The sequence below is a fragment of the Gilliamella sp. LMG 34359 genome (assembly GCF_984569085.1).
Window position 1 is genome coordinate 2,400,843 of the sequence record NZ_OZ474906.1, and the last position, 24,003, is coordinate 2,424,845.

The window sequence follows — 24,003 nt, forward strand, 5'->3', positions numbered from 1 at the left end:
TCTAATTATCCGATAAAACTCCCCTGCCAATAATTTAAGGTCAATCGGTCGAGTTATTGCACTTGGCTGAAAAGTCCAATGAAATATCCTCATTCAACAGGTATATCAAAAAATAGCATTGGCAACACGAAGCTCGCTTAAGTCCCACCCCAAAATTTAGTGCATGATGCCAGAGATGCAGAATATCAAGTCTCAGAAAAAACAGTAAGTCGAGTACTTCAAGGTTTAAGTTTATGAGTAAAGGCGTACATAAATTCAAGTATAAAACTGATACGATTACACCTCATAATGTCGTTAGTAATACGTTTGCAACCTAATTTAATCCCGACAAACTCAATATTACTTGGGCAATGGATATCACATACATCAAAATAGGTGAAGGTTGATTATCTCTGGCTGTGATTATCGATTTGTATGGACGACATGCAATTGGTTAGCAAATCCGTTATATAGACCGACATTTAGTCTGTGATGCATTAAAATATGCGTTATTTCGATGTTATTAGCCTGAATAGGTATTAGTTCACCGTGATCAAGGAAGTCATCATGTTTGATTAATCACAATTGCAAAATTAAACGGTTAAATTTTCGATTATTGTGTAAATTAAATGATTACACTCTCAATCAAGATAGATAATGTTTTAAAATCATCGTGTTAGTTATCAAGAGTCTAGAGCAATAGTCACCAAATCATCGGCACAGCTGGAAAATTTCATATTATTTTAGATATTATCTTTTGCAGATTAAAAGTTCAAGAAAGGATAAAATAGTAAATCCATCAATGATTGTTATGGAGAGATGGAATTTAGCAACTAACACGTTTTTCCAATTAGTATTCTAACATCTTTGATGTCAGTCATTTTTCTCATTATTTTTTGCTTATGACTAAAATGTATATTGTTATAATTATTAATTAGTTTCATCTTTTATCGTTGTATTTATAATGGTATTACTTATTAGCACTAACTAAATGCTATTTATCATTAGGCAATAAAAAGGATACTAACATGAGTAAAATATTTGATGATAATTCCCAAACCATTGGTCATACGCCTTTAGTTCGATTAAAACATTTTGGTAAAGGTAATATATTAGCCAAAATCGAATCTCGTAATCCTAGCTTCAGCATAAAATGTCGTATTGCATCAAATATGATTTGGGATGCCGAAAAAAGAGGTTTACTCACCCCTGATGTTGAACTTATTGAACCAACCAGTGGCAATACCGGTATTGCATTAGCCGCAGTGGCTGCTGCTCGCGGTTATAAGTTAACCTTAACTATGCCAGAAAGTATGAGTATTGAACGTCGCAAACTTCTTAAAGCTTTAGGCGCCAATCTAATATTAACCGAAGCGAGCAAAGGGATGAAAGGTGCCATCGAAAAAGCGGAAGAAATCGTTGCCAGCAACCCAAAACAAAATATCATGCTTCAACAATTTAGTAATCCCGCCAATCCAGAAATTCACGAAAAAACTACCGGACCAGAAATCTGGCTTGATACTGATGGCCAAATCGATATTTTTATTGCCGGTGTTGGTACCGGTGGAACATTTACCGGCGTAACCAAATACATTAAAAAGACCCAAGGTAAAAATATTACTGCGGTCGCAGTCGAACCGACTACCTCACCAGTCATCACTCAAGCGCTTGCAGGTGAACCTATCAAACCAGGACCACATAAAATACAAGGTATTGGGGCTGGATTTATTCCTGATAACTTAGATTTAAGCTTGATTGATTTGGTCGAAAGAGTCTCTAACGAAGAAGCCATCGAAACGGCGCGTATAATAATGGAAAAAGAAGGCATCTTAGCGGGAATTTCATCCGGTGCGGCAGTATTTGCTGCTGACCGCTTGGCGCGCCTACCAGAAAATGCCAATAAAACCATCGTGGTTATCTTACCATCTTCAGGTGAACGTTATCTTAGTACTGATTTATTCAGTGGTATTTTTACTGAAAAAGAACTCGGTTAATTTATACTACAACAGCAAAACACCGCCAATCGGCGGTGTTTTATCAAATATTCGGTAATTTAAACTGAATGTAAATTAATCTAATTGTAAATTAGTCTAATTAATCATCTTGAACAATACCAAAGTGTCGATAAGCATGCGGCGTTGCAATTCGTCCTCTTGGCGTTCTTTGAATATAGCCCTGTTGAATCAAAAAAGGCTCCAACACATCTTCAATGGTTTCACGTTCTTCGCCTATTGCAGCGGCAATATTGTCTAATCCTACTGGTCCACCCATAAACTTTTCGATAATAGCCAGTAGTAACTTACGATCCATATAATCAAAGCCTGCATTGTCGACATCTAACATATCTAAAGCTTGTGTGGCAATACGTTCATCAATAATACCTTTAGATTTCACATCCGCATAATCTCGTACCCGTCGCAATAAACGATTGGCAATGCGCGGAGTTCCTCGTGAACGTTTAGCAATTAAGTAAGCTCCTTCTTTAGAGAGATCCATTCCTAAAAATTTTGCGCTACGGCTTACAATATATTCCAAATCCTCAACCCGATAAAACTCAAGGCGTTGCACAATTCCAAAACGATCACGTAATGGCGATGTTAAAGAACCAGCTCGTGTGGTTGCGCCAATGAGCGTAAACGGTGGTAAATCAATTTTGATTGAGCGTGCAGCAGGACCTTCACCAATCATAATATCGAGCTGATAATCTTCCATTGCAGGATATAAGATTTCTTCAACAACGGGGGATAAACGATGGATTTCATCAATAAATAGCACATCATTCGGCTCTAAATTGGTTAACATTGCCGCTAAATCACCTGCTTTTTCTAACACAGGACCAGAAGTTGTGCGCAAATTAACATTCATTTCATTAGCAACAATATTGGCCAATGTTGTTTTACCTAAGCCTGGTGGGCCAAAAATTAGAACATGATCAAGTGCATCACTGCGTTGCTTAGCTGCTTGAATAAAAATTTTCATCTGCTCACGCACTTGAGGTTGACCAATATATTCATCCAAATATTTAGGACGAATAGCTCGATCTAGCGACTCTTCTTCTTTTTGAGCCTGTGGTGCGATTAAACGATCCGCTTCAATCATCATCGATCCCTACTTTCTTTATAATGCTGACTTTAATGCTTCACGTATTAGCGTTTCACAATCCATATCTGGTTTTATGACTTTGCTAATAATACGGCTCGCTTCTTGCGGTTTATAACCTAGAGCAATAAGCGCAGAAACCGCTTCACCTTCAATTTGATTGGATGATTTTTTAACGCTGCCAGTATCAACAGTTGCGTTCACATTAGCTAACTCTTCACCAAATCGTTTAACACGATCTTTCATCTCAACAATCAATCGTTCAGCCGTTTTGGTACCCACACCTGGTAATTTTACTAACGTTTTAATTTCACCTTGTTCAACTGCGCTAATAAATTGACTGGCGGACATTCCTGATAAAATAGCTAACGCTAATTTAGGTCCAACACCATTGACTTTAATCAACTCACGAAATAGCTCTCGTTCTTGTTCATGATTAAAACCATATAACACTTGAGCATCTTCACGCACGGCAAAATGAGTTAACACAATTACTTCTTTACCATTTTCAGGCAACTCATAAAAACAGGTCATTGGCATAAAAACTTCATAGCCAACACCACCAACTTCAACTAACACTTTGGGTGGTTGCTTTTCAATTATGATTCCACGTAAACGACCTATCACAGCATATCCTTAATAATTAATGTTAATCAAACAATTTGAATCAAATAAGACCGATATTAAATAACTTCTACCCTTCAACATCAGTCTAATTAGCATGATCAAGATTGAATTAGAATTAAAAAACGATTGTGAGTTAGTTTACCTGATAGGAAAAAATTAATAAAGATAAACTGTATAAATAGACAGGCGATAAATAGAAATTTTGCCAACACAAGTTGGCAAAACCAATAATAAAATATAGCGTTAATTATCCAAATTAAAATGGCATTTTAAAACCAGGTGGTAATTGCATGCCACCAGTAACTTGAGCCATACGCTCTTTTTGAGCTTCTTCCAAACGTCGAGTGGCATCATTATAAGCAGCAGCGATCAGATCTTCTAACATCTCTTTATCATCCTCGGTTAATAAAGATGGATCGATTTCAACGCGTTTACAACTATGTGTACCATTAACTGTAACCTTAACGATACCCGCGCCAGACTCACCAGTAACTTCTAGTTTAGCTATCTCTTCCTGAGCTTGCTGCATTTTTGCTTGCATTTGTTGGGCTTGTTTCATCAAATTACCCAAACCGCCTTTTCCACCTGGAAACATAATTATTCCTCATTAAAAACATTTAGTCTGTAATTATACAGGACGAATACTCGATTCATCAATCTTGGCATCAAAATATTGACAAATCGTCTCAACTTTAGGATCTTGGTTAATCGTCAATTTAGCTTGTTCAAGCTTTTGTTGATATAAATCCTCACGCATTTCTAACGGTGTCTTATTAGCCTTATTATCATCAATCACCACCTCTAGATTGAGTGTTTTTTGACGATAATTTGACAGCGCAGTTCGCAACTTAATGCAATTTGCTGACGATTTAGCTAGATGCTCCACAGCCGAACGCGTATGCAAAATAATATGATTATCATCAATTAATTCAGGGTAGGAATTAATCGCAATTTGCTTAATTAACGGTGCAATCTCCAACTGTTCAATTTCCGCACTCCAAGCATCTTTACTGACCATCTCTTCAACCAATTTTTTCGTCATCTCTGGTGTTTTATCAACTTTAAGCGATTCACGAACCGATTTCGCATCAATCAGTGAGTCACTTTTAGCGTCACTTAGTCCGCTAGATTGCCATTGATAATTTTCTGCGGTAATTTCTTCTTCATCATCCAACTCATCAACCACCGCTACCTCAACCTTACTCTTTGAGTTTGCCACAGGACTAACGCGATTCAATTTAGATTTAACGAGGTTGCTTGCTGGTTGATTGACATCAACCGATTCAGACTTTTTTGGCTTCTGTTCCTCTTTGATTAACTGCATTCGCATCTCTAAAATATTTTTAGTGATGGATGAGGCTTCCTCAGGAAGCGATATCGGCGAATCAGATCCAGATGAAATAGCATTGTTAGCTTGATTAGCCTGTTGTGGTAATGCTGCATTATTGGCAGCAAAAGCAGATAATTGTGTGTCGGTTTGCTTTTGTGGTTGTTCCTCAACTTGTGATTCAACTGATGACTTATTGGTTTCTTTGATTGTAGAGTTCGGAGAAGAAGTCACCGAGGTTGTTGCTACTGTTGCCGGATCCATTTTTGGCGGATTAGACTTTGCGATGGGTGAATGTCCAATAGCCGTTTCGCTAACGGTTGTAGCTGGTGGAGTAATCGAATCAACATTTTTAGGCATAAAAGCTAAAGCTCGTAAAAAGCTCATCTCAATGCCCATTTTCTTATCTGGTACAAAGGCGAGCTCTTTTCTCCCCATTAATAAAATTTGATAGAACAACTGCACATCATTTGGCGCCATATATTGCGCTAAAAAGCGCAACTGCTCCTCATGATCTGCATAATCACCTAAGGCAGTAGGTACCACTTGCAATAATGCAATTTGGTGCAACAATGCAATACTTTCCGCCAATAAATTATCCCAATCAGCACCTTGCATTGCCGCCGCGGCAATTTGTTGCATCAACGCATTTCCATCGCCTTGATAAAGCGCATTAACTAATGCAAAAGGGATGGCCTTATCTAAGGTGCCTAACATAGATGCAACCGAAACGGCATCGACCTTACCATTGCCAAGTGCAATAGCTTGATCGGTCAAACTTAACGCATCACGCATGCTACCATTTGCTGCTTTTGCTAACAATTGAATCGCTTTTGGTTCACTTTCAATATGCTCTAATTGTAAAATATGATTCAGCTGTTCGCCAATTATCGACGTATCAAGCACATTCAAGTGCAAATGCAAACAGCGCGACAAAATAGTAATAGGTAATTTTTGAGGATCAGTTGTTGCTAACAAGAATTTAACGTGTTCCGGCGGCTCTTCTAAGGTTTTCAACAGTGCATTAAAGCTGCTGCGTGACAACATATGCACTTCATCGATTAAATAAACTTTAAAACGCCCTTTAGTTGGTAAATATTGAATATTATCTAAGATTTCACGAGTATCTTCGACTTTAGTTCGTGAGGCGGCATCGATTTCCAACAAATCAACAAAACGGCCTTGTTCAATTTCACGGCAATTATCACAAACACCACAAGGAGTTGCGGTAATACCACTTTCACAATTTAAACCTTTAGCTAACAAACGAGCGATCGAAGTTTTTCCCACCCCTCGGGTACCTGAAAACAGATAAGCATGATGCACCCGACCAAGAGAAAGGGCATTAGATAAAATCTTCAAAACATGTTGTTGCCCTACTACCTCAGAAAATGATTTGGGTCGCCATTTACGTGCTAAAACTTGATAACTCATAATCACCATTACTTATTACTATTAAATTTTGCTAATCATACCACAATCAGTCAAATTAGTCTTTAAGATGCCGATCGCTGACTTAATCATTGACAACATATTATTAATAAGGAAGATTTCTGTTCAATTAGGCTATTGAACCGACATTATTTTCGAAATAAATTTATCATAGACACCATCTTAAATAAGGTATCTTTCATTTAAAAATCATCTTTTCTTAATTTTTTTACCGATGGAGTAATTTGAATAACTTAAATCTCAGGTTATCTGTTCTTTAGTGTAAAATCAGTAATCTCATCTAAAAACAGATCACCGTATTTCTCTAATTTAATTTTACCCACACCCGACACGTTGATAAGTTGTTTCTTACTGTCTGGCATAGTTTGCACCATTTCAAGCAAGGTTGCATCACTAAATACAATATAAGGAGGGATGTCATCCATATCGGCAATTTGTTTACGTAATCGCTTAAGATTATTAAATAAGATTCGTTCTTCGTAGGATAAAATAGTGGTTAAATTAATCGCCCTTGCATAACGATTAAGACGACTTTTCTTAACTATTTCTAATCGTGGTTTGGCTAACTTTAACGATACTTCACCTTTCAATATTGGCCGAGCATTTTCAGTCAATTGCAAAGTGACAAACGTTGAAATATTTTGATGTAAATACCCTAAAAAAATTAACTGTCTAATCACACTATGCCAATAATCAGACGAGTGCTCTTTACCAATCCCATAAACCGACAACTTATCATGACCATTTTCTTTAATTTGCGAACGTCCTGACCCGCGTAGAATATCGATAATATATTGCGCACCATAACGTTGCTCGACTCGATAAACACAAGACAAAACCTTTTGCGCATCAATCAACCCATCATATTGCTCAGGCGGATAAAGACAAATATCACAGTTATTACAAGGTTCGGTACGGTGTTCACCAAAATAATTTAACAACACAATCCGCCGACAAGTCATACATTGTGCAAACGACTCCATCGCCTCAATTTTATGCTGTTCCACTTGTTTCTGCTCATTATCATATTTTTCAGCAATTTGTTGCTGATACCAATTTAAATCTTTATTATTAAATAATAGTATCGCCTCTGCGGGCACACCATCACGCCCTGCACGACCGGTTTCTTGATAATAAGCCTCAATTGAACGAGGACAATCAGCATGGACAACAAACCTTACATTAGGCTTATTAATCCCCATTCCAAAAGCAACCGTTGCAACAATAATTTGGGTATTATCTTTTAAAAAACTCTCTTGAGCCATTTGGCGCTCATTTGTTGATAGACCGGCATGATAAGCCATAGCAGAAAACCCTCGTGCCACAAGTCTGGTTGTCATATCCTCAACTTTAGAACGGCTAGAACAGTAAACAATGCCACTATTGCCTTTTTGGGTTTCAATAAATGATACTACTTGCTCAGTGAGATTAAATTTTTCCACCACCGTATAACGAATATTCGGCCGGTCAAAACTGCGTACGACAACCAACGGATCGACTAAATTAAGCTGGTGAAGAATATCTTGCTGCGTCATCTTATCGGCAGTGGCAGTAAGAGCGATGATTGGCACTTTGGGAAAGCGCATTGATAAATGATTTAATTGACGATATTCAGGTCTAAAATCATGTCCCCATTGTGAAATACAATGCGCTTCATCAATAGCAATTAAGGATGGTGGATGTTGCTCGATCATTGACAAAAAAGAAGAAACAGCCAATCGTTCAGGAGAAATATATAATAGCTTTATTGAATGATTTAAATATTGCTGAATAATATATTGTTGTTCTGTTCCAGATTGAGTCGCATTTAAAAAAGCAGCAGGGATACCATTTACCAATAGCTGATCGACCTGATCTTTCATTAAGGAAATAAGCGGAGAAATCACCAAAGCAGTACCTGACAAAACAACCGCCGGAATTTGGTAACAAAGGGACTTACCCCCACCAGTCGGAATAACAGTTAAAACATCACGTCCGCCAATCACTGATTCAATAATATCTTTTTGTTGATTCCTAAATGACTTATAGCCAAAAACATTATGTAGAACATCTTCAATCTGATCTTTTAGCGACATAATAACCTGAACCAGTAATACTTAATAAAGTTGTGGAGTATAGCCAATTTAAAACTAGCAAACCACTAGCAACGCACATTTACTTATAAACAATAATAAAAAATCGAATCAATTTCGAATAATCGTTTAGATTAAAGTAGAAATAGAATAATAAAAATGTGACTATTATTCGACTTTTCAATATAAAATTTGCTTATTTTATCATCAAATTTGTTCGACAGATTAAAAAAACAGCTATTTTTAATTATTTTACTTGAAACAAAACTATTTGCCCGCTAATATTTGCGTGTTTCCAAAATATACGCCCGTAGCTCAGTTGGTTAGAGCATCACCTTGACATGGTGGGGGTCAGTGGTTCGAGTCCACCCGGGCGTACCAATTCAACGCGTTATTCTACAAACCTTACAATAGATTCTAATTAGCTTAAAAAAACGTTGGGGTAAAACCTTCGACAAGAAGTTTGTATTGTTAATATCAAAATAGCTAATTTTGCAATTCAATTTCTAAATTTTAGTTGATCACACCACTAATTCAGCTATTGATTTTAGTTCCTTACTAAACTGTAGCGTTTTGTTGGCTATTTACCAATATACCAGACTTCAAGTTTACCTATTACGACGTATATCTCTGAAGATTTGTTAGGAGTCATTTGTTAAAGCCAATAGGCAAATTGTCCATGATTATCGAATTGAGTTTGTAGATTGCTGCCGTGATAGCCAATGAGTGTACTACCCTTCTGATTAGATAACTCATATAGTAGCAATATATCATTTATGGAAGCCATTAGTTTCCTATTAATAAATAGTATTGTTTTTTCCAATTTTAGATAATAAAAACCACCCGAATGAAGTGACCCCCAATAGTTGGACAACCAATTACTGAGGGTCTTTTTATGTCAAAATATAGTCGAGATTTAAAAATTATCATAGCTAATGAATTCTTATCAGGAGAATCATCGAAAATTCTTTCAAAAAAATATGCGATATCTTCTCGTCAGATTCGGTATTGGTCCCAAGTGGTTGCGATTCATGATGATAACGCCTTTCAACCAACACCTCATTTACGTCATGCCGAAGCAAGATTACAAGCATTAAAATTAATGTGGACAAATAATTGGTCTCTCGGGCACACTAGTGCTATGCTTAATTTAAGTTCCCCCGGTCTTCTATTTGTTTGGCTTGATAGATATCATAAAAAAGGTTTCCGAGGGCTTGAATATCGTTCCAGAGGAAGACCATGTATGAAGCGAACCCGTATTGAACCCACTCACAGTGATGATGAAAAAACAATTGAAGAATTAAAAGAGGAAATTGCTTATTTACGAGCAGAAAATGCTGTTCTAAAAAAGTTAGAAGAGCTGAAGCAAGCAAAACGTCAACAAACAAAGAAAAAACGTTAGTTGTTTTAGCTCTTAAATATCAGTATTCTTTAAAACATTTGCTATCAGCAACAAAACTGGCAAAAAGTGTTTTTTATTATCATGTTAATAGGTTGAAAATGCCGTCTGCTTATGAAAATGAGTTAAAACGTATAGAATCGATTTACCATGAACATAAAGGGCGTTATGGTTATCGGCGAATTCATTTAACGTTGATAAATGAAGGCATTAAGCTCAATCATAAAACGGTACAACGCTTAATGGGTCAGCTTAATCTCAAATCGACAGTAAGACCTAAAAAATATCGTTCTTATCGTGGAGAGACAGGTAAAACAGTAGCTAATTATCTTAAAAGAGATTTTGAATCATCGAAACCAAATGAAAAATGGGTAACGGATGTCACAGAATTTAAGGTAAATGAACAGAAAATTTACCTATCGCCCATTATCGATTTATATAATCAAGAAGTAATCGCTTATAAAGTGGCTAAAAATGCACGTTTGACCTTGGTGACAGATATGCTTCAAAAAGGGATATCACGATTAAAACAGTGTGAAAAACCGTTACTACATAGTGACCAAGGCTGGCAATATAGAAATTGCCATTATCAGAAGCTACTAGCTAATAATGGCATCAAACAAAGTATGTCCAGAAAAGGAAATTGTTTAGATAATGCGGTAGCTGAAAACTTTTTTGGTCTATTAAAATCAGAAATGTACCATGGACAATGCTTTCAAGATGCAGATGAATTGATTGAAAAAATAGAAGAATATATAGAATACTACAACACCAAACGGATTAAAGCCAAATTAAAAGGCCTGACTCCGGTTGAATTTCGAAATCAGGCCTTACAAGCCGCTTAATAAAAGTGTCCAACTTTATGGGGTCACTTCACGAAGGTGGTTTTTTATTATTGTAATTGTGTTAAAAAAATTAATGTGGCTTTTCTGGGAAAGTGAGATTGATATCGTTGACGTCTAATTTTTTTAGATTAATTCGATATAATTTCCATTTTTTTAGGATTGCTATATCTTCATCAGCTGCCTCATCAAACTCTATTTTATCATTTAGTATATCTATTTCGGCGTTTGCTTCTTTCAACAAAGATTGTTTAACCTGATGATTTTGATAAATAATTTGCTCATCTGTTAACTTCATTGGTTGCGGATCAACGAAAGTTAATTTGCCGTTTTCAATTTTTAACGCCTTACCTGCTTCGTTAGCTTTTATCGCTGCTTCTGCATATTCTTGATTTGTAATTGTCATATTAATATCCTCTTACTGTCCAACGAACTAACACTGCACCCGGAAGACATGATGTGTATGAAGCAAGCCAAAACCCAGTTGAGTAAACGGTAGAATACGCAAACTCATTTTGAGCCCAAGGGCCACTATCAACTTTATCGATGCTTATTCCATAATTATATGATTTCATAGGTTTTAATAAATTAATAAATGTTCCATTTACCGCATTAATGCTCTTCGTTTCTATATATTGAGCATCAGATTGTTCAATGAACCCATCTGAATAAACTCGACACCAAGCGTTACCATTATGATATGACTCAACAATATATCCGCGACTACTAACAGTATTTAAACTATCTCTAATTGAGTTAATTTTATTATCAACATCAGTTAAATCTGTAATTAATGATTTACCATCCACAGTCGGCATTTTTTTGAACTCAACATTAGAACATATTGAGTGGGTAGTTGTTCCATTTTCAACACTTTTTGTCGCAGGTAAAGCACCAACAAGATCAGCAGATGCATTAGCGGTTGTAAGGGCCTCATACCAAGCTCCGTTTCCTGTCATGTCTGAGCACCTATAATAAATCCGGGGTCGATTGTTATTAATAATTGAGCGTGTTTCAATGCCCAATGATTCAGATGTAGTCGCACATCGAGGATTAGTTAAATTTTCACTCATATATTCATCCTTTAAATAAAAATTCAAATCACCAATTAAGGTAATTGAAAGAGTTAATTGTGTTTGCTGTAATTTTCACTTTATGAGTACTTTATAAAGTGCATTGGATTTGCATTTCATAAAATGACTCGCTAAGGATGATGACATAAACTAAAAAAATAAGTTAATGAATGAATTTGTAATAAAAAATGATACAAGTGGCATAGGTAATGTTATCTCAAAATATAAAATATTAATAAAAACCTTGCCTATAAAACTAATATTTTTGATTATCAACGAGATTTCTTTTGGTTGCTTTGGCCATTAGATATTCGTGATTGTCAGATACCAATACCATTTAGAAAATGGCAATATTTTTCATGATACTATCTTTTATCTAAAAACTATTTTTTTGCCATTGCGACAATTAAATTGAAATGGTTCAACAAATGTAAATTTTGATTTCACCATTAAATAATATGAGTAAAAAAGAAACCTTTAATTTGGAAAGCTAATTATATAATTAGCAAAAATAATTAACCCAAAATATTCAGAATGTTTAAAAAGCAGAATATGAACGAGTCAAAAAAGGAATTTAATGAGAATCTATATTGCTAAAAATGTCTAATAATTGCTTTAATGTTAATAACTATATTTTATTGATTAACACTTTGAATTTTCTTGCAGGATTAAGTTATAACAATTAATAAAGCAATTATTAGACAAAATGAAAAAAGTTAGAAAAACAAATACCGTAAAAATACCATTGATGCCAAAAGCGATAATAAATCAAAAATCTATTTATAATTATAATATGTTTCTATATGTGAAATATAATTACAAATAGATAGTAAATTACAGCTTCTGATATTGTGCTGATAAATTAAAAATACTATTATAGCTATTATCATTAATAACACCAATTACTCCCCCATTTATAGGATATTTCTTTATTACTGATTCATTTTCAGAATTAATGACTATTTGAGTTTCTGTTCCGGATTGATATGAATAAATTTTAAACGTTTCAGCGCCCTTAAGTTGAGTATTTTCAAGTGTTAAAGATTCATTAATCATTGTACCAACTTTCAATGTGTCCCCATCCCGATAAATACAAATCGCATTATTAAATACAGAATCATAATTTAATAAAATACCTGTTTTATCACTTAACGGTTCGTTAACAGAAATATACCCTGCATACAATCTACTATCTGCAAACCAATTAGGTAATTTAGAAAAAGGAAAACCATCAAAAACGTTACTACCTATTGTATTGATATTTTCATTATCAACCCACGGAGCATGACTGGATGGTTTTTTTGCTAAACGAATATTATTAAATTTAATCCCATGAGTTGAATAATCACCAAAAATCAAAATTGGGCATGTTATTTCTGATGGTGAACCGTCGTAAATAATTTCAATCCGGTTTAACCCATATTCAAGTTTACACACATATGTGGTAAGTGGCTTGTTTACGTTTAATACACCGGAGGCAAGCCTTTTTCTTTTACACAAACATCTTAAATTGTCACGTGTTGAATCACCAAAACTCTTTCCTGTATTTGAAAACACTGAAATATTGTGATATCTATTTTTGTTTGTAAATTTAAAAGTACCACTTTCCAACACTGTAAGTGTCGTATTAGCTTTTTCACAAAAAACTAATACGTTGAGGGTTACATTAGAGCCTGCGCCGATCGATGCAACAGCATCATAACCAAATTGATTTAATCCAATACTTTCTGAGGATTTTACAAAGTTAAATTGAATATGTTTATTTGATAACGTTACGCAATCCCACCATTTTGGAGCAGTGTTTGATAACAATTTATCTCCTGGGCAAAATGAAGGTATATATGAATTTTTAAATATTTCATAAGAGAACGCATCACCCATTACGGCTTGCCCAAATTCCTGAGGATGTATCGTATCAAAAGAGCCATCCGATTTTATATAAAACAAGCTATTATCTGTAATGCTTTTTGATGCTTTTTTAAATAAATATTCAGATAAATCGTAATATTCAACTTTAGGATAGTTTTCAAAAATCGTAGATTTAAGGGATTGTTCGAAAGCGCTTCTTAGCTCATTATTTTGATTTACTGTCACACAACCTACCGCGCAACCATACCCCCATGCTTTCCTTATAAGCGCATCGAATGAATCTAAATATTGATTAAAATCTTTAGGTACATCATTCCATCCCATTGCGATAAGCAAGCTGTCAGGCGCCGTATTTCCGTATGCTGAATTTTGAAAAAAACCATAATCAAAATTTCTATAAGCCCAACCATCGATTAGTTTCATACTATTTAACGAAATATTGTATAGATTTAAAAATGCATAAGGTGACCATCTGGAGGCAATATATTTAGCCGATTGTTCAAAATGAGCAGCCCAGCTATGACTACCACCGGCATACGAATGATTGTAGTTAGTTGAAGATAAATTGTAATCCGGAGCGCCAGAATTCGGATTTTGTCTCCACGATTGTTTACCCCAAGCACCGTCAGATATTGAATCCCCAACTACGCCTACCGAACATGGTGATACTCCTTTTCTACTAGCCGCTTGATGAATAATATTTTTAACACCAAAATTTGAGCCATTTATTGCTTTATCTATATTAAAAACGTGTTCATAACCCCATGGATCTTTAGTTAATAAATTTCCTTGGCCTAGAAATTTCCTGACATCATCCGTTGGTAATAAATTGCATCTTACTGAAACACCTTTAGGCACAAAGATTTTTTTACTTTGTGAATAGCAAACATTTCTAGAATCTAAACTTAAATCAGAAACAATGTCAGTAATTAAAACATAATCTTTAGTAGTAGCATTCTTTGAATTGATCGGATACTCAATATTTCTAATACTTTGATTTTCTTCGCTATAGTTCTTCCCGTCTTGCGGGTAATTCGATGCGTTATTATCAGTAGTATTCGACATCCACCTTTTGGTTTTGTCAGCAGTTACTTTCGTTGTATCAGCAGTTGATTTCGCATTAGTTTTAGAACTAGTCGTTTTCTGATAATTAGTTACATTTTCACTCATATACTTATCCCTGAAATAAAATCTCAAATCACCAATAAGGTAATTGAAAAAGTTAATTGTTTTTATTGTAATGTTTAGTTTATGAGCACTTTATTTAGTGCAGTGCATTGGATTTGCATATTATAAAATGACTCGCTAAAAATAATGACATAAACTAAAAAATTAAGTTAATGAATGGATTTGTAATAAAAACGTTACAAGAGAAGTCAACTAAAGGTAATTAATAAAATAAATAAAACTTCAAATAAAATAACCAAGGGGTTTTGTGTATCAGTTAACTTTATTTAGGTTGGTTGAGCCATTAATGTTCGATATCACAACGCATTTACAAAATTCTATATTTAGCTATAATCTTAGCATTTCTACATCATCTTCCCACATATCTATAGCGATGGTGTTTTGAAGTGTTGATATATTTTGATTTCTCTCATTTAGTATTGAATTTTTTTGATAGATTTTCAAAGCTTTTGTCCATCTTCTTTGAAAATCCCTTTCTCGCCATTCCGAGCCAAAAAATAAAACGATCATAATCACGGTTAAAATCTTTCTTTAACCAACTTTGGAATATCTACACTTCAAATTTATATAAAAAGAGAAATCATTATTGCATGTTGTAGGTAGATTTTATGCAATTCGTCTAAAGAACATTTCCCACTAGGACCGTCACGATAGGATTAATAATTAAATTACAACTATTTGATTAATAAAATTAAAGAATAAAAATATTTTAGTTTATGATTCATAAAACTAACTATTTTCAATCTCATACTAACAATAAAATACATCTATTTATATTAGGATGACGCCCAATGATAATGAAATAGAAGTGTCGGGCTAATATTACGTGCTCAATACTCACGACGATCATAACTTTGTTTGCTACTAAACTGATATCACTATGTAGAATATAATACATTTTGTTATATAGTTAGATGCTATGAAGTATTAATTGTGAATATTATATCAGATTTATCAACCTAAAAAGCGCTTAACTTAATGTTAAGGGCTATATGTCCTATTTCATTTATGATATTATTTAATTAGTATAAAAGGAGCAAAAATGTTTAAGTATTTTCATATAATTCATTTTTTAATGACTCATAATTTAAGTCAATTAAAAGAACATTGGCGAAGAGATATAATCAAAAGAAGAAAATTTAAATGGTCAAGACTACTAAAAACTATCACACGCTCAACAGACCTTAACCCCCGTTATTGGTTTTGGTGGAGGCTTGCTAGAGAAATGCATCTACATGGAAGCAAAAAACAAAAATCAATCTCTAATTTAATAAACCTAGGCTTAATCAAAAACTATAATATTGAAATAACCTTAAATGTAGATATTGGATTTAATCCTTTTATAAGTCACTTCTGTGGCATTGTCATTAACGGTAATGCAGAGATCGGGAATAACTTTATTTGCCGCCAAAATGTGACTATAGGCTGGAAAAGCCACCCTCTCAAGGTAATAATTGGAGATAATGTAAAGATTGGAGCATCAAGCGTAATTTTGGGTGGTGAAATAAAAATAGGTGACAATACAGAGATAGGCGCGATGTCATTTATCACTCGAGATATTCCCAATAACTGTATTGTTTACACTGAGAAAAAGAATAAAATCATTGAAAAAATAATCTATTAAATTATTAGCTAGACCCATTATGTTTAGCGAAATATCTAGTTGGCTTAACTTTTTTATGCTTATAGAAATTTCAGTAATTCGCTACTATCTTCTATATATTAAAATAACTGATTTATATTAAAATGGCATCAGATAGCTACAATATCTAACTAACTGTCAAAAGTTCCATCATAGATACACACAACGATCATAACTACACTCCAGAAATAGACGATCAATTGCTACCTAAATTGTACCAATCATTGTAACCACAAATTTAAGATTTTTGTCTTAACTGCTGCCAGCAATGTTATTATCAATCTTAATTCTACATATGCAGATGAAATAGGCTCAACTCATTGAAAAATCAATCCATATGGAAGTTTTTATTAACCTTCATCTTCAAAACTTATAATAGCGCAATCATTTTTAGTTAAGATTGCGCTATTATTCAATAATTGTCGATAATTGTACTCTATACATATCTACGTGACATAATTATAAGCCATTGGTATGAATCCAGCCTAGAGTACTAATTCTAAACGCTATTTCTTAATTCTAAATTTTTAGTTTCGAAAATAACTTGTCTGAAAAAACGAGCATATACTAAATTAACCCTAATTAACTCTCTTAAATAAAGTAATAACTGAATAAATAGAGTTTATACCTAAATAGATGTTTTTTAATTTTTTGACTATCATTTTATTTTTACAAAATATTAAAAAAGATGTATTATTAACACTTTATAATTTAAATTAAGAAACTATTTTTTGTAACATAATGTTTTATATTTAATATATAAAATTTCAGTAAACAGTAAGGTGGTAAAAAGTAATTAAGAGAGTTATTTAAATGTTAAACATATTCAAGTTATTTGGCAAAAAGTCAGACTCAGAAAGAAACGAACAAGAAACTGTAGCAGAAATTCTCCCTCCTATTATTTTTGGTGAAAATAACAAAATTATTTATAAAGATAATAATAACGAAATACAAATAAATAACTTCAATTATCAAAATTATTTAATTGGGATTAATCTCCATATTACTGGTAATAATAATACTATTATTATTGATAGTAACACTATATTCAAAAATTCATCTATTAAAATAGACTATTCAAATAATGGTACCTTAAAAATTGAAGGAGATAGTGAACTGAATAATTTAGAAATAATTGCTGATTTAGCTGATAATTTTTTTATTAGTTTTGGTAGAAATAATAAAATTCAAGGTGGATTATCTATTATATGTTGTGAACATAATTCAGGATTTATATCAGGAAATGAATGTTTGTACTCCCAAGGAATAAAAGCTATGAGTGGCGACGGTCATACAATTTTAGACCATGGTTCTAGAGAAATCTTAAATAAACCTAATCATTATATAACAATCGGTGATCATTGTTGGATTGGTGAAAGAGTATTATTAACTAAAAATACGCAAATATCTGATAATTCAATTGTTGCAATGGGTAGCGTTGTAACCAAGAATTTTTTAGAAAAAAATGTAATTCTTGGTGGTAATCCTGCAAAAATCATAAAGAAAAATATTGACTGGCATATTTGCAGAATTAGTGATTATATAAAATTTCAATAGGTAATAATGGAACTATAATCTATTTTATAACAACAAACATAATTCTAATCAACTTGATTATGAGCTTATCTATTTTTTTGCATCATCATTAAGCGTTTATTTTAAAATTTTATTTCAAAGTTTTCTAACTTTCTGATTTATAAATTCTAACCATTAATAACCATCTTAAACGAATTGATCATTTTCTTAAATCAAGTTAGTTTATAAATTTTACAAACTTATTAATTCATCTTTTAAATCTTTACATTAATGTTAGAAAGCTAAAAATCGTATATCAAAATAGAAAATACCAATCGTATTTTATCAGAAGTCACAATATTAAAATGAACAATTATATGCACTATTGAATGCTTAAAGATTAAAAATATTCTTAAAATGTAGGGAAATTTAAAATTTGAATCAAATAAATTACATATAAATAAACTCCCAATTTCTTATTTTATAGTGATCAAATATAAAAACTATATAAACAAATTAATTATTTATTATCGTTTAATTAATCAATTTTTTTGATTGCAAGAATATTACCCACCAATTAAGCGAGGATCTACCTCTGATTTTCAATTTGATTTATAACTGAGCTCATACTCATTGACATCATGCGTTTGATGGGTAGGCATTTTTCATTGTCAATCAACTTTTGAATTTGATCTAGAATGTCGTCGCACCACGGTTTATTTTGAATCAATTCGTGAACCTTTCTAAGATTATCGTCTTTCATGTTTTTCAAGAAATAGAATATTCACCTAATTTGATAATATAACTTTTCCTGTTTATTGTTAACCTCCTAATAATTCGATCTAATTGCTTATTAGCATCATCAGAAAGCGCTACTGCATTGATAAAACTTATTCGCTATCAGTCTTGCAAAATTTTACTTCACAAATATTATACAATTTGTTGTTGGTAACCAAAGGGATAGCGTTACCAAATTGCCATAACTACTCAGCAAAAAATGCTTAAACTCGTTTATTTTGTTAAAGAAGAAATTCTTCTATAAACTAGGATTAGTGATATAAGACACTCTAATTGGAAGCGCAGATTATATGATTCGCAAAAAATTTACCAAATCCTTTTAAATATTGAGAAGCAGAATGGGAAAAGGTCAGAAAACAATTTAAAGATGGCCTAGATTTTAAAAAAATCCAATCAGTGCTTGATAGTTGATAAATTTATAGAATAGATTAACATATTAAATTTGACCCCAGCAGGAATCGAACCTGCAACTAGCCCTTAGGAGGGGCTCGTTATATCCATTTAACTATGAGGTCAGCAACGACGATTATTCTAATAAATTTATCAAGATAATGCCATTTAATTAATGAAAAATTTTCTATTTTGAGCAAACATGATACAATTCATCTATTCGGCAATTTATTATTTTTATTCGGTAACATTATGAAAAAAAGAATAATAGGTATGATGTTCTCGGTTATGGCACTAACTAGTTGCGCAACCTATCAACCTGAAACAAATAGTTATAGTGACCCATTATCGGGTTTTAATAAAACCATGTTTAATGTTAACTACTATGCACTTGACCCGTATATTTTACGTCCTGCTGCTGTAGTTTGGAAGGATTACGTACCTACACCAGTACGTAAAGGCGTCGTGAATTTTTCATCTAACCTCTCTGAACCTGCATCGGTTGTCAATAGTGCGTTACAAGGTGAAGGACGAGAATCGGGTAAACATTTAGCCAGATTCTTCATCAATAGCGTTTTTGGTGTAGTTGGTATTTTTGATGTTGCAGGAATGGCTGATCCTCAGTTACAAAAAGGTGCTAAACATAGTTTTGGTCAGACATTAGGTCATTACGATGTGCCTTATGGTCCTTATGTTGTTTTGCCTTTCTATGGTTCAGCAACCCTTCGTCAAGAAGGTGGTGATCTTGTTGATTCTTTGTATCCACCACTTGTTTGGTTAGACTGGGAATGGGCATTAGTGCGTGGCGCTGTTGATGGTATAGAACTTCGCGCCGTAGCAATTGAGTATGAAGATTTACTTAAAAATAGTGATGATCCTTATAACTTTATGCGTAATGCTTACTTCCAACGTAATGATTTTAATGCGTCTGGCGGTAAAGTTGATGAGCAAAAAGAGAAACAACGTCAAGAAAGTATTAACAGCATTATTAGCGATATCGACGCCCAATAATTATCGCTTGCTTTAATATTAATACTAGATAAATTTGATAAAAAACGCCGATTTGTTCGGCGTTTTTTATTTTCCTTGCATTTCCGGCAAATGATGCCAAAACCGTTTTGGCATATTTTGTCGTTGTAATTTAGGGTTAATTCTTTCTTTGATCGTTAGCGCATTACAATAGCGATACCACATGGTTTGAAAACGCTTTTCATCATCTGTCAAATAATCTTGATTGATTTTGTTATCAACAATGAGATGATCATCCTCATTTAACGAAATTTGCTCAAGCTTTTCTAAATTATAAAAATAACCATACTGGCGCTTTTCATCATAAATTGCCCATTTTTGGTCAGCATAGCGATCTTTGAAAAATCGTGTGGTTAATGGTAAAGCATTATAAATAGGCTCGATAACCGCAAAATAGATTTTTTCATCAATATCGCTTGCTGGGTTTTGGATACTATTAAATCGTACAAATTGCTGGATATGATGCTTCTCTTTATTCACTTTTTTTGCTATATCGTGAACTGCAAGTACATCTGGATCACCAAAATCGGTTTCAATTGAACGGTTTGATTTAAAAACTTTGCAAATATAACGAAAGATGATTAAGTCACTTTCAGGCAGTTCAGATAACCAAGTAAACAAGATTTGATTAAGGGCTATCGGCGATAACTTTTTTTGTAGCGCCGTGTATACTCTTTCATATTTACTGTTCCGATATTCCACTTGGTGAGATTCTGACAGTAAAAGCGGCACTATGTCATCAGTTGTCAACAAACATTCAGGCATTTTTTTGAGTTTAAACGCATCAAAAACCGCACATAACAGCCCTTCAAAAGTTTTGTCATAATAAAACCCAAGCATAGCTTACCACCCCATCACTAGTTGTTGTGGAATAGGATCTTTGTTAACTTCAATCAGAGGCTGATCTTGCAAGCTAAGTCGAATATATTCAGCGGATGAATCAAGTAATTTATAGGTTGTCATTTCATGACAAACAATAAAAAATTGCGCACGTTTAAGCACCACGCCGATCCGTTTTAACGCTTCGATATTGAGCTTTCGATGTCGTCTTGCCATCACAATTAATTTTGCTGATTTAACACCAATACCGGGTACTCGCAGAATCTTTTGATAACTAGCGCGATTAATATCGACCGGAAAAAATTGAGGATTACGAATCGCCCAAGATAATTTAGGGTCAACGGTTAAATCAAGATCAGGATGTTCATCATTAACAATCTCATCGACATTAAAATCATAAAAGCGCAATAACCAATCCGCTTGATAAAGACGGTTTTCACGCACTCTTGGTACTTCTTGCAGTACGGGTAAACGTTTATCATAACTATTTACCGGAATAAATCCTGAATAGTAAACTCGCTTCATACTTGGCCGCTTATATAACTTAGCGGTAAGTTGTAATATTTGATTATCGGTTTCATCTGTCGCGCCAATAATTACCTGCGTGCTTTGTCCTGCAGGGACAAATTTTGGTGTGGATTTGAGTTTTTTACGGTCTTCAATATTTTCCAGCAAATTTTGTTGAATATGGCGCATAGGTTGATAGATGGTTTGATGATCTTTATCCGGCGCAAGCAGTTTTAAATTGCGTTCCGTTGGGATCTCAAGATTGACACTCATTCGGTCTACCAATAACCCTGCTTCACGAATTAATTCATTACTTGCCCCGGGGATCGCCTTCATATGGATATAACCATTGAAGTGATATTCTTGACGTAAAATTTTAACCACGCGAATCATTTTTTCCATGGTATGATCAGCACTACGCACAATACCAGAGCTTAAAAAAAGCCCTTCAATATAATTACGACGATAAAATTCAATCGTTAAATCGGCTAACTCTTTCGGTGTAAATCCAGCGCGAGGAATATCATTGCTTTGGCGATTGATACAGTAAGCACAATCAAACATACAGTAATTGGTCAACATGATTTTTAGTAACGAGACACATCGACCGTCGGCGGTAAAGGAATGACAGATACCACAACGTGAAGCACTACCAATACCTTTGTTTTTATTACTGCGAGAAGTACCGCTGGAGGCACACGAAATATCGTATTTCGCAGATTCCGCCAATATCTCAAGCTTTGATATCATTTTGTCTTGAATCATAATCATTACCAATAACTGTATATATTAACAGTATTATAACTATTTTAGATGCCTTCGCAAGTAAATAATCAGATCGCAAATAACAAAAAATGTGTGCCATTAAACCACTTTTATAGCCAATTTCATTAAGAAAGCATTAAGAAAATGTAAAGAGGGTTAATGCTATTGATAACTTATTTTACAAACCTCATCTTATTTAAAAATTTATAAATAAAATCAATCGTAGGGTATTGTTCAGCTTACAAGTGTACGCTATAATCAGTCCAATTTTTCATATGAAGCCAGTTAACTTAGGAGTAGAGCATTAGATGAAACGTGTAGTTATTACCGGATTAGGTATTCTTTCAAGCATCGGAAATAATACCAAAGAAGTTTTAGAGTCGTTGAGAGTGGGCCGAAGCGGTATTACTTTCTCGCAAGAAATGAAAGATAGCGGAATGCGAAGTCATGTATGTGGTAATGTAAAATTAGACACCACTGGATTAATAGATCGTAAAGTTGTCCGTTTTATGAATGATGCTTCTATTTATGGATATCTTGCACTACAACAAGCAATTGAAGATGCAAAATTAACCCCAGAACAAGTATCTAATCCGCGCACAGGTCTTATCGCTGGTTATGGTGGTTCAACCAAAACTCAATATAATGTGGTTGCTGGCATGAAAGAAAAAGGTTTACGCGGTGTTGGTCCTTATGCAGTAACGAAATCAATGTCATCAGCGATTTCTGCATGTTTAGCCACCCCATTTAAAATTAAAGGTATTAGCTACTCAATGACATCTGCTTGTGCAACCTCTGTTCACTGTATTGGTCATGCGGCCGAGCTTATCCAACTTGGTAAACAAGACGTGGTTTTTGCTGGTGGTGGTGAAGAATTATGTTGGGAAATGTCATGTGAATTTGACGCTATGGGTGCATTATCCACCAAATACAATGACACACCAGAAAAAGCATCACGTGCTTATGATAAAAACCGTGATGGTTTCGTTATCGCTGGCGGTGCAGGAATGGTGGTAGTTGAAGAACTTGAACATGCTCTTGCTCGTGGCGCGCACATCTATGGTGAATTAGTTGGTTATGGCGCAACATCTGATGGTTACGACATGGTTGCACCATCTGGTGAAGGTGCAATGCGTTGTATGCAACTAGCTATTCAAGATCTTGATGGACCAGTTGATTATATCAATACTCACGGTACTTCAACTCCTGTTGGTGACGTTAAAGAATTATGGGCAATTAAACAAGTATTTGGTGATAACATCCCGGCTATCTCTTCAACTAAATCAATGACAGGTCACTCATTAAGTGCAACGGGAGCCCAAGAATTGATCTACTCACTACTTATGCTAGAACATGGTTTTATTACACCAAGCATCAATATTGATGAACTTGCTGATGAAGCAGTAGGCATGAACATTATTACCGAACCAACCGAGCGTGAATTAACCACAGTCATGTCAAATAGCTTCGGTTTTGGTGGTACTAATGCTTCAATTGTAATGAAAAAATATAAAGCATAAAACCAGTTTGTATGTAACTCCAAGTTGAAAACCGCACTAACCAATGGTTAGTGCGGTTTTTGTTGCAGAC

At 34.0% G+C, this 24,003-nt stretch carries 18 protein-coding genes and 2 tRNA genes; 8 read left to right on the forward strand and 12 right to left on the reverse strand.

Annotated elements, in window-relative coordinates; translation table 11 throughout:
* Positions 1-1,007: 1,007 nt before the first annotated feature.
* Entirely contained in the window at positions 1,008-1,973 is a 966-nt protein-coding gene (gene cysK, locus AC5LXV_RS11170) for a cysteine synthase A (RefSeq protein ID WP_493444847.1), read from the forward strand.
* 100 nt (positions 1,974-2,073) lie between these two features.
* Here cysK and ruvB read toward each other — a convergent pair whose 3' ends face one another.
* The 5 genes from ruvB to recQ form a co-directional block, all read right to left on the reverse strand.
* Positions 2,074-3,078, reverse strand: a complete 1,005-nt coding sequence (ruvB, locus tag AC5LXV_RS11175) for a Holliday junction branch migration DNA helicase RuvB (RefSeq protein ID WP_110433325.1) — start codon at positions 3,076-3,078, stop codon at positions 2,074-2,076.
* An 18-nt stretch (positions 3,079-3,096) separates the two neighbouring features.
* Positions 3,097-3,705 (reverse strand): Holliday junction branch migration protein RuvA, encoded by a 609-nt coding sequence (ruvA, locus tag AC5LXV_RS11180; RefSeq protein ID WP_493466463.1) that lies wholly within the window; start codon positions 3,703-3,705, stop codon positions 3,097-3,099.
* Between the two features lie 256 nt (positions 3,706-3,961).
* Positions 3,962-4,300, reverse strand: a complete 339-nt coding sequence (locus AC5LXV_RS11185; RefSeq protein ID WP_110433323.1) for a YbaB/EbfC family nucleoid-associated protein — start codon at positions 4,298-4,300, stop codon at positions 3,962-3,964.
* 33 nt (positions 4,301-4,333) lie between these two features.
* Positions 4,334-6,466 (reverse strand): DNA polymerase III subunit gamma/tau, encoded by a 2,133-nt coding sequence (gene dnaX, locus AC5LXV_RS11190; RefSeq protein WP_493466464.1) that lies wholly within the window; start codon positions 6,464-6,466, stop codon positions 4,334-4,336.
* Positions 6,467-6,729: 263 nt separating this feature from the next.
* The gene (gene recQ, locus AC5LXV_RS11195; protein ID WP_493466465.1) at positions 6,730-8,559 is read right to left on the reverse strand and encodes a DNA helicase RecQ; all 1,830 of its coding nucleotides are present in this window, start codon (positions 8,557-8,559) and stop codon (positions 6,730-6,732) included.
* Between the two features lie 301 nt (positions 8,560-8,860).
* On the opposite strand from recQ, the gene AC5LXV_RS11200 reads away from it, so the two are divergent.
* Positions 8,861-8,937: transfer RNA gene (locus AC5LXV_RS11200), tRNA-Val, on the forward strand.
* Between the two features lie 274 nt (positions 8,938-9,211).
* Here the strand turns inward: AC5LXV_RS11200 and AC5LXV_RS11205 are convergent.
* A complete protein-coding gene (locus AC5LXV_RS11205; RefSeq protein ID WP_493466466.1) occupies positions 9,212-9,343 on the reverse strand; it encodes a hypothetical protein in 132 nt (43 codons plus the stop codon).
* Positions 9,344-9,451: 108 nt separating this feature from the next.
* Between AC5LXV_RS11205 and AC5LXV_RS11210 the strand changes: the two genes are divergently transcribed.
* Both AC5LXV_RS11210 and AC5LXV_RS11215 read left to right on the forward strand, forming a co-directional pair.
* The gene (locus AC5LXV_RS11210; RefSeq protein ID WP_493466467.1) at positions 9,452-9,958 is read left to right on the forward strand and encodes a helix-turn-helix domain-containing protein; all 507 of its coding nucleotides are present in this window, start codon (positions 9,452-9,454) and stop codon (positions 9,956-9,958) included.
* Complete coding sequence (locus tag AC5LXV_RS11215; RefSeq protein WP_493467974.1) at positions 9,856-10,800, forward strand: IS3 family transposase; 945 nt, start codon at positions 9,856-9,858, stop codon at positions 10,798-10,800. Before AC5LXV_RS11210 ends, AC5LXV_RS11215 begins: the two co-directional genes overlap by 103 nt.
* A gap of 70 nt (positions 10,801-10,870) precedes the next feature.
* Here AC5LXV_RS11215 and AC5LXV_RS11220 read toward each other — a convergent pair whose 3' ends face one another.
* From AC5LXV_RS11220 to AC5LXV_RS11230, 3 genes are all read right to left on the reverse strand, one after another.
* On the reverse strand, positions 10,871-11,203 hold the full coding sequence (locus tag AC5LXV_RS11220; RefSeq protein WP_493451499.1) for a tail fiber assembly protein: 333 nt from the start codon (positions 11,201-11,203) through the stop codon (positions 10,871-10,873).
* A gap of 1 nt (position 11,204) precedes the next feature.
* A complete protein-coding gene (locus tag AC5LXV_RS11225; RefSeq protein WP_493466468.1) occupies positions 11,205-11,756 on the reverse strand; it encodes a hypothetical protein in 552 nt (183 codons plus the stop codon).
* Between the two features lie 948 nt (positions 11,757-12,704).
* Positions 12,705-14,909, reverse strand: a complete 2,205-nt coding sequence (locus AC5LXV_RS11230) for an SGNH/GDSL hydrolase family protein (RefSeq protein WP_493466469.1) — start codon at positions 14,907-14,909, stop codon at positions 12,705-12,707.
* A 1,060-nt stretch (positions 14,910-15,969) separates the two neighbouring features.
* Between AC5LXV_RS11230 and AC5LXV_RS11235 the strand changes: the two genes are divergently transcribed.
* Both AC5LXV_RS11235 and AC5LXV_RS11240 read left to right on the forward strand, forming a co-directional pair.
* Entirely contained in the window at positions 15,970-16,551 is a 582-nt protein-coding gene (locus AC5LXV_RS11235; RefSeq protein ID WP_493466470.1) for a serine acetyltransferase, read from the forward strand.
* An 831-nt stretch (positions 16,552-17,382) separates the two neighbouring features.
* A complete protein-coding gene (locus tag AC5LXV_RS11240; RefSeq protein WP_493466471.1) occupies positions 17,383-18,126 on the forward strand; it encodes an acyltransferase in 744 nt (247 codons plus the stop codon).
* 1,199 nt (positions 18,127-19,325) lie between these two features.
* On the opposite strand, the gene AC5LXV_RS11245 is transcribed toward AC5LXV_RS11240, so the two are convergent.
* Positions 19,326-19,397: transfer RNA gene (locus AC5LXV_RS11245), tRNA-Arg, on the reverse strand.
* 127 nt (positions 19,398-19,524) lie between these two features.
* On the opposite strand from AC5LXV_RS11245, the gene AC5LXV_RS11250 reads away from it, so the two are divergent.
* Positions 19,525-20,283 carry an MlaA family lipoprotein gene (locus tag AC5LXV_RS11250; protein ID WP_493444853.1) on the forward strand — a complete coding sequence of 253 codons (759 nt, stop codon included), beginning with the start codon at positions 19,525-19,527 and terminating at the stop codon, positions 20,281-20,283.
* Between the two features lie 66 nt (positions 20,284-20,349).
* Here AC5LXV_RS11250 and AC5LXV_RS11255 read toward each other — a convergent pair whose 3' ends face one another.
* Together AC5LXV_RS11255 and AC5LXV_RS11260 are read right to left on the reverse strand one after the other, a co-directional pair.
* The gene (locus tag AC5LXV_RS11255; protein WP_110433315.1) at positions 20,350-21,141 is read right to left on the reverse strand and encodes a TIGR03915 family putative DNA repair protein; all 792 of its coding nucleotides are present in this window, start codon (positions 21,139-21,141) and stop codon (positions 20,350-20,352) included.
* Positions 21,142-21,144: 3 nt separating this feature from the next.
* Positions 21,145-22,410 (reverse strand): putative DNA modification/repair radical SAM protein, encoded by a 1,266-nt coding sequence (locus tag AC5LXV_RS11260; protein ID WP_493467998.1) that lies wholly within the window; start codon positions 22,408-22,410, stop codon positions 21,145-21,147.
* Positions 22,411-22,721: 311 nt separating this feature from the next.
* Here AC5LXV_RS11260 and fabB point away from each other — a divergent pair, with 311 nt between their 5' ends.
* Positions 22,722-23,933, forward strand: coding sequence for a beta-ketoacyl-ACP synthase I (fabB, locus tag AC5LXV_RS11265; RefSeq protein WP_110423267.1), 1,212 nt, complete (start codon positions 22,722-22,724; stop codon positions 23,931-23,933).
* The last annotated feature ends 70 nt before the right edge of the window (positions 23,934-24,003 follow it).

Coding starts and splice junctions, on each gene's coding strand:
- AC5LXV_RS11230 (WP_493466469.1), bottom strand. CDS start 14,909: ATGAGTGAAAATGTAACTAATTATCAGAAAACGACTAGTTCTAAAACT.
- AC5LXV_RS11235 (WP_493466470.1), top strand. CDS start 15,970: ATGTTTAAGTATTTTCATATAATTCATTTTTTAATGACTCATAATTTA.
- AC5LXV_RS11185 (WP_110433323.1), bottom strand. CDS start 4,300: ATGTTTCCAGGTGGAAAAGGCGGTTTGGGTAATTTGATGAAACAAGCC.
- recQ (WP_493466465.1), bottom strand. CDS start 8,559: ATGTCGCTAAAAGATCAGATTGAAGATGTTCTACATAATGTTTTTGGC.
- AC5LXV_RS11205 (WP_493466466.1), bottom strand. CDS start 9,343: ATGGCTTCCATAAATGATATATTGCTACTATATGAGTTATCTAATCAG.
- AC5LXV_RS11250 (WP_493444853.1), top strand. CDS start 19,525: ATGAAAAAAAGAATAATAGGTATGATGTTCTCGGTTATGGCACTAACT.
- dnaX (WP_493466464.1), bottom strand. CDS start 6,466: ATGAGTTATCAAGTTTTAGCACGTAAATGGCGACCCAAATCATTTTCT.
- cysK (WP_493444847.1), top strand. CDS start 1,008: ATGAGTAAAATATTTGATGATAATTCCCAAACCATTGGTCATACGCCT.
- AC5LXV_RS11240 (WP_493466471.1), top strand. CDS start 17,383: ATGTTAAACATATTCAAGTTATTTGGCAAAAAGTCAGACTCAGAAAGA.
- ruvB (WP_110433325.1), bottom strand. CDS start 3,078: ATGATTGAAGCGGATCGTTTAATCGCACCACAGGCTCAAAAAGAAGAA.
- AC5LXV_RS11210 (WP_493466467.1), top strand. CDS start 9,452: ATGTCAAAATATAGTCGAGATTTAAAAATTATCATAGCTAATGAATTC.
- AC5LXV_RS11225 (WP_493466468.1), bottom strand. CDS start 11,756: ATGACAGGAAACGGAGCTTGGTATGAGGCCCTTACAACCGCTAATGCA.
- AC5LXV_RS11220 (WP_493451499.1), bottom strand. CDS start 11,203: ATGACAATTACAAATCAAGAATATGCAGAAGCAGCGATAAAAGCTAAC.
- fabB (WP_110423267.1), top strand. CDS start 22,722: ATGAAACGTGTAGTTATTACCGGATTAGGTATTCTTTCAAGCATCGGA.
- AC5LXV_RS11255 (WP_110433315.1), bottom strand. CDS start 21,141: ATGCTTGGGTTTTATTATGACAAAACTTTTGAAGGGCTGTTATGTGCG.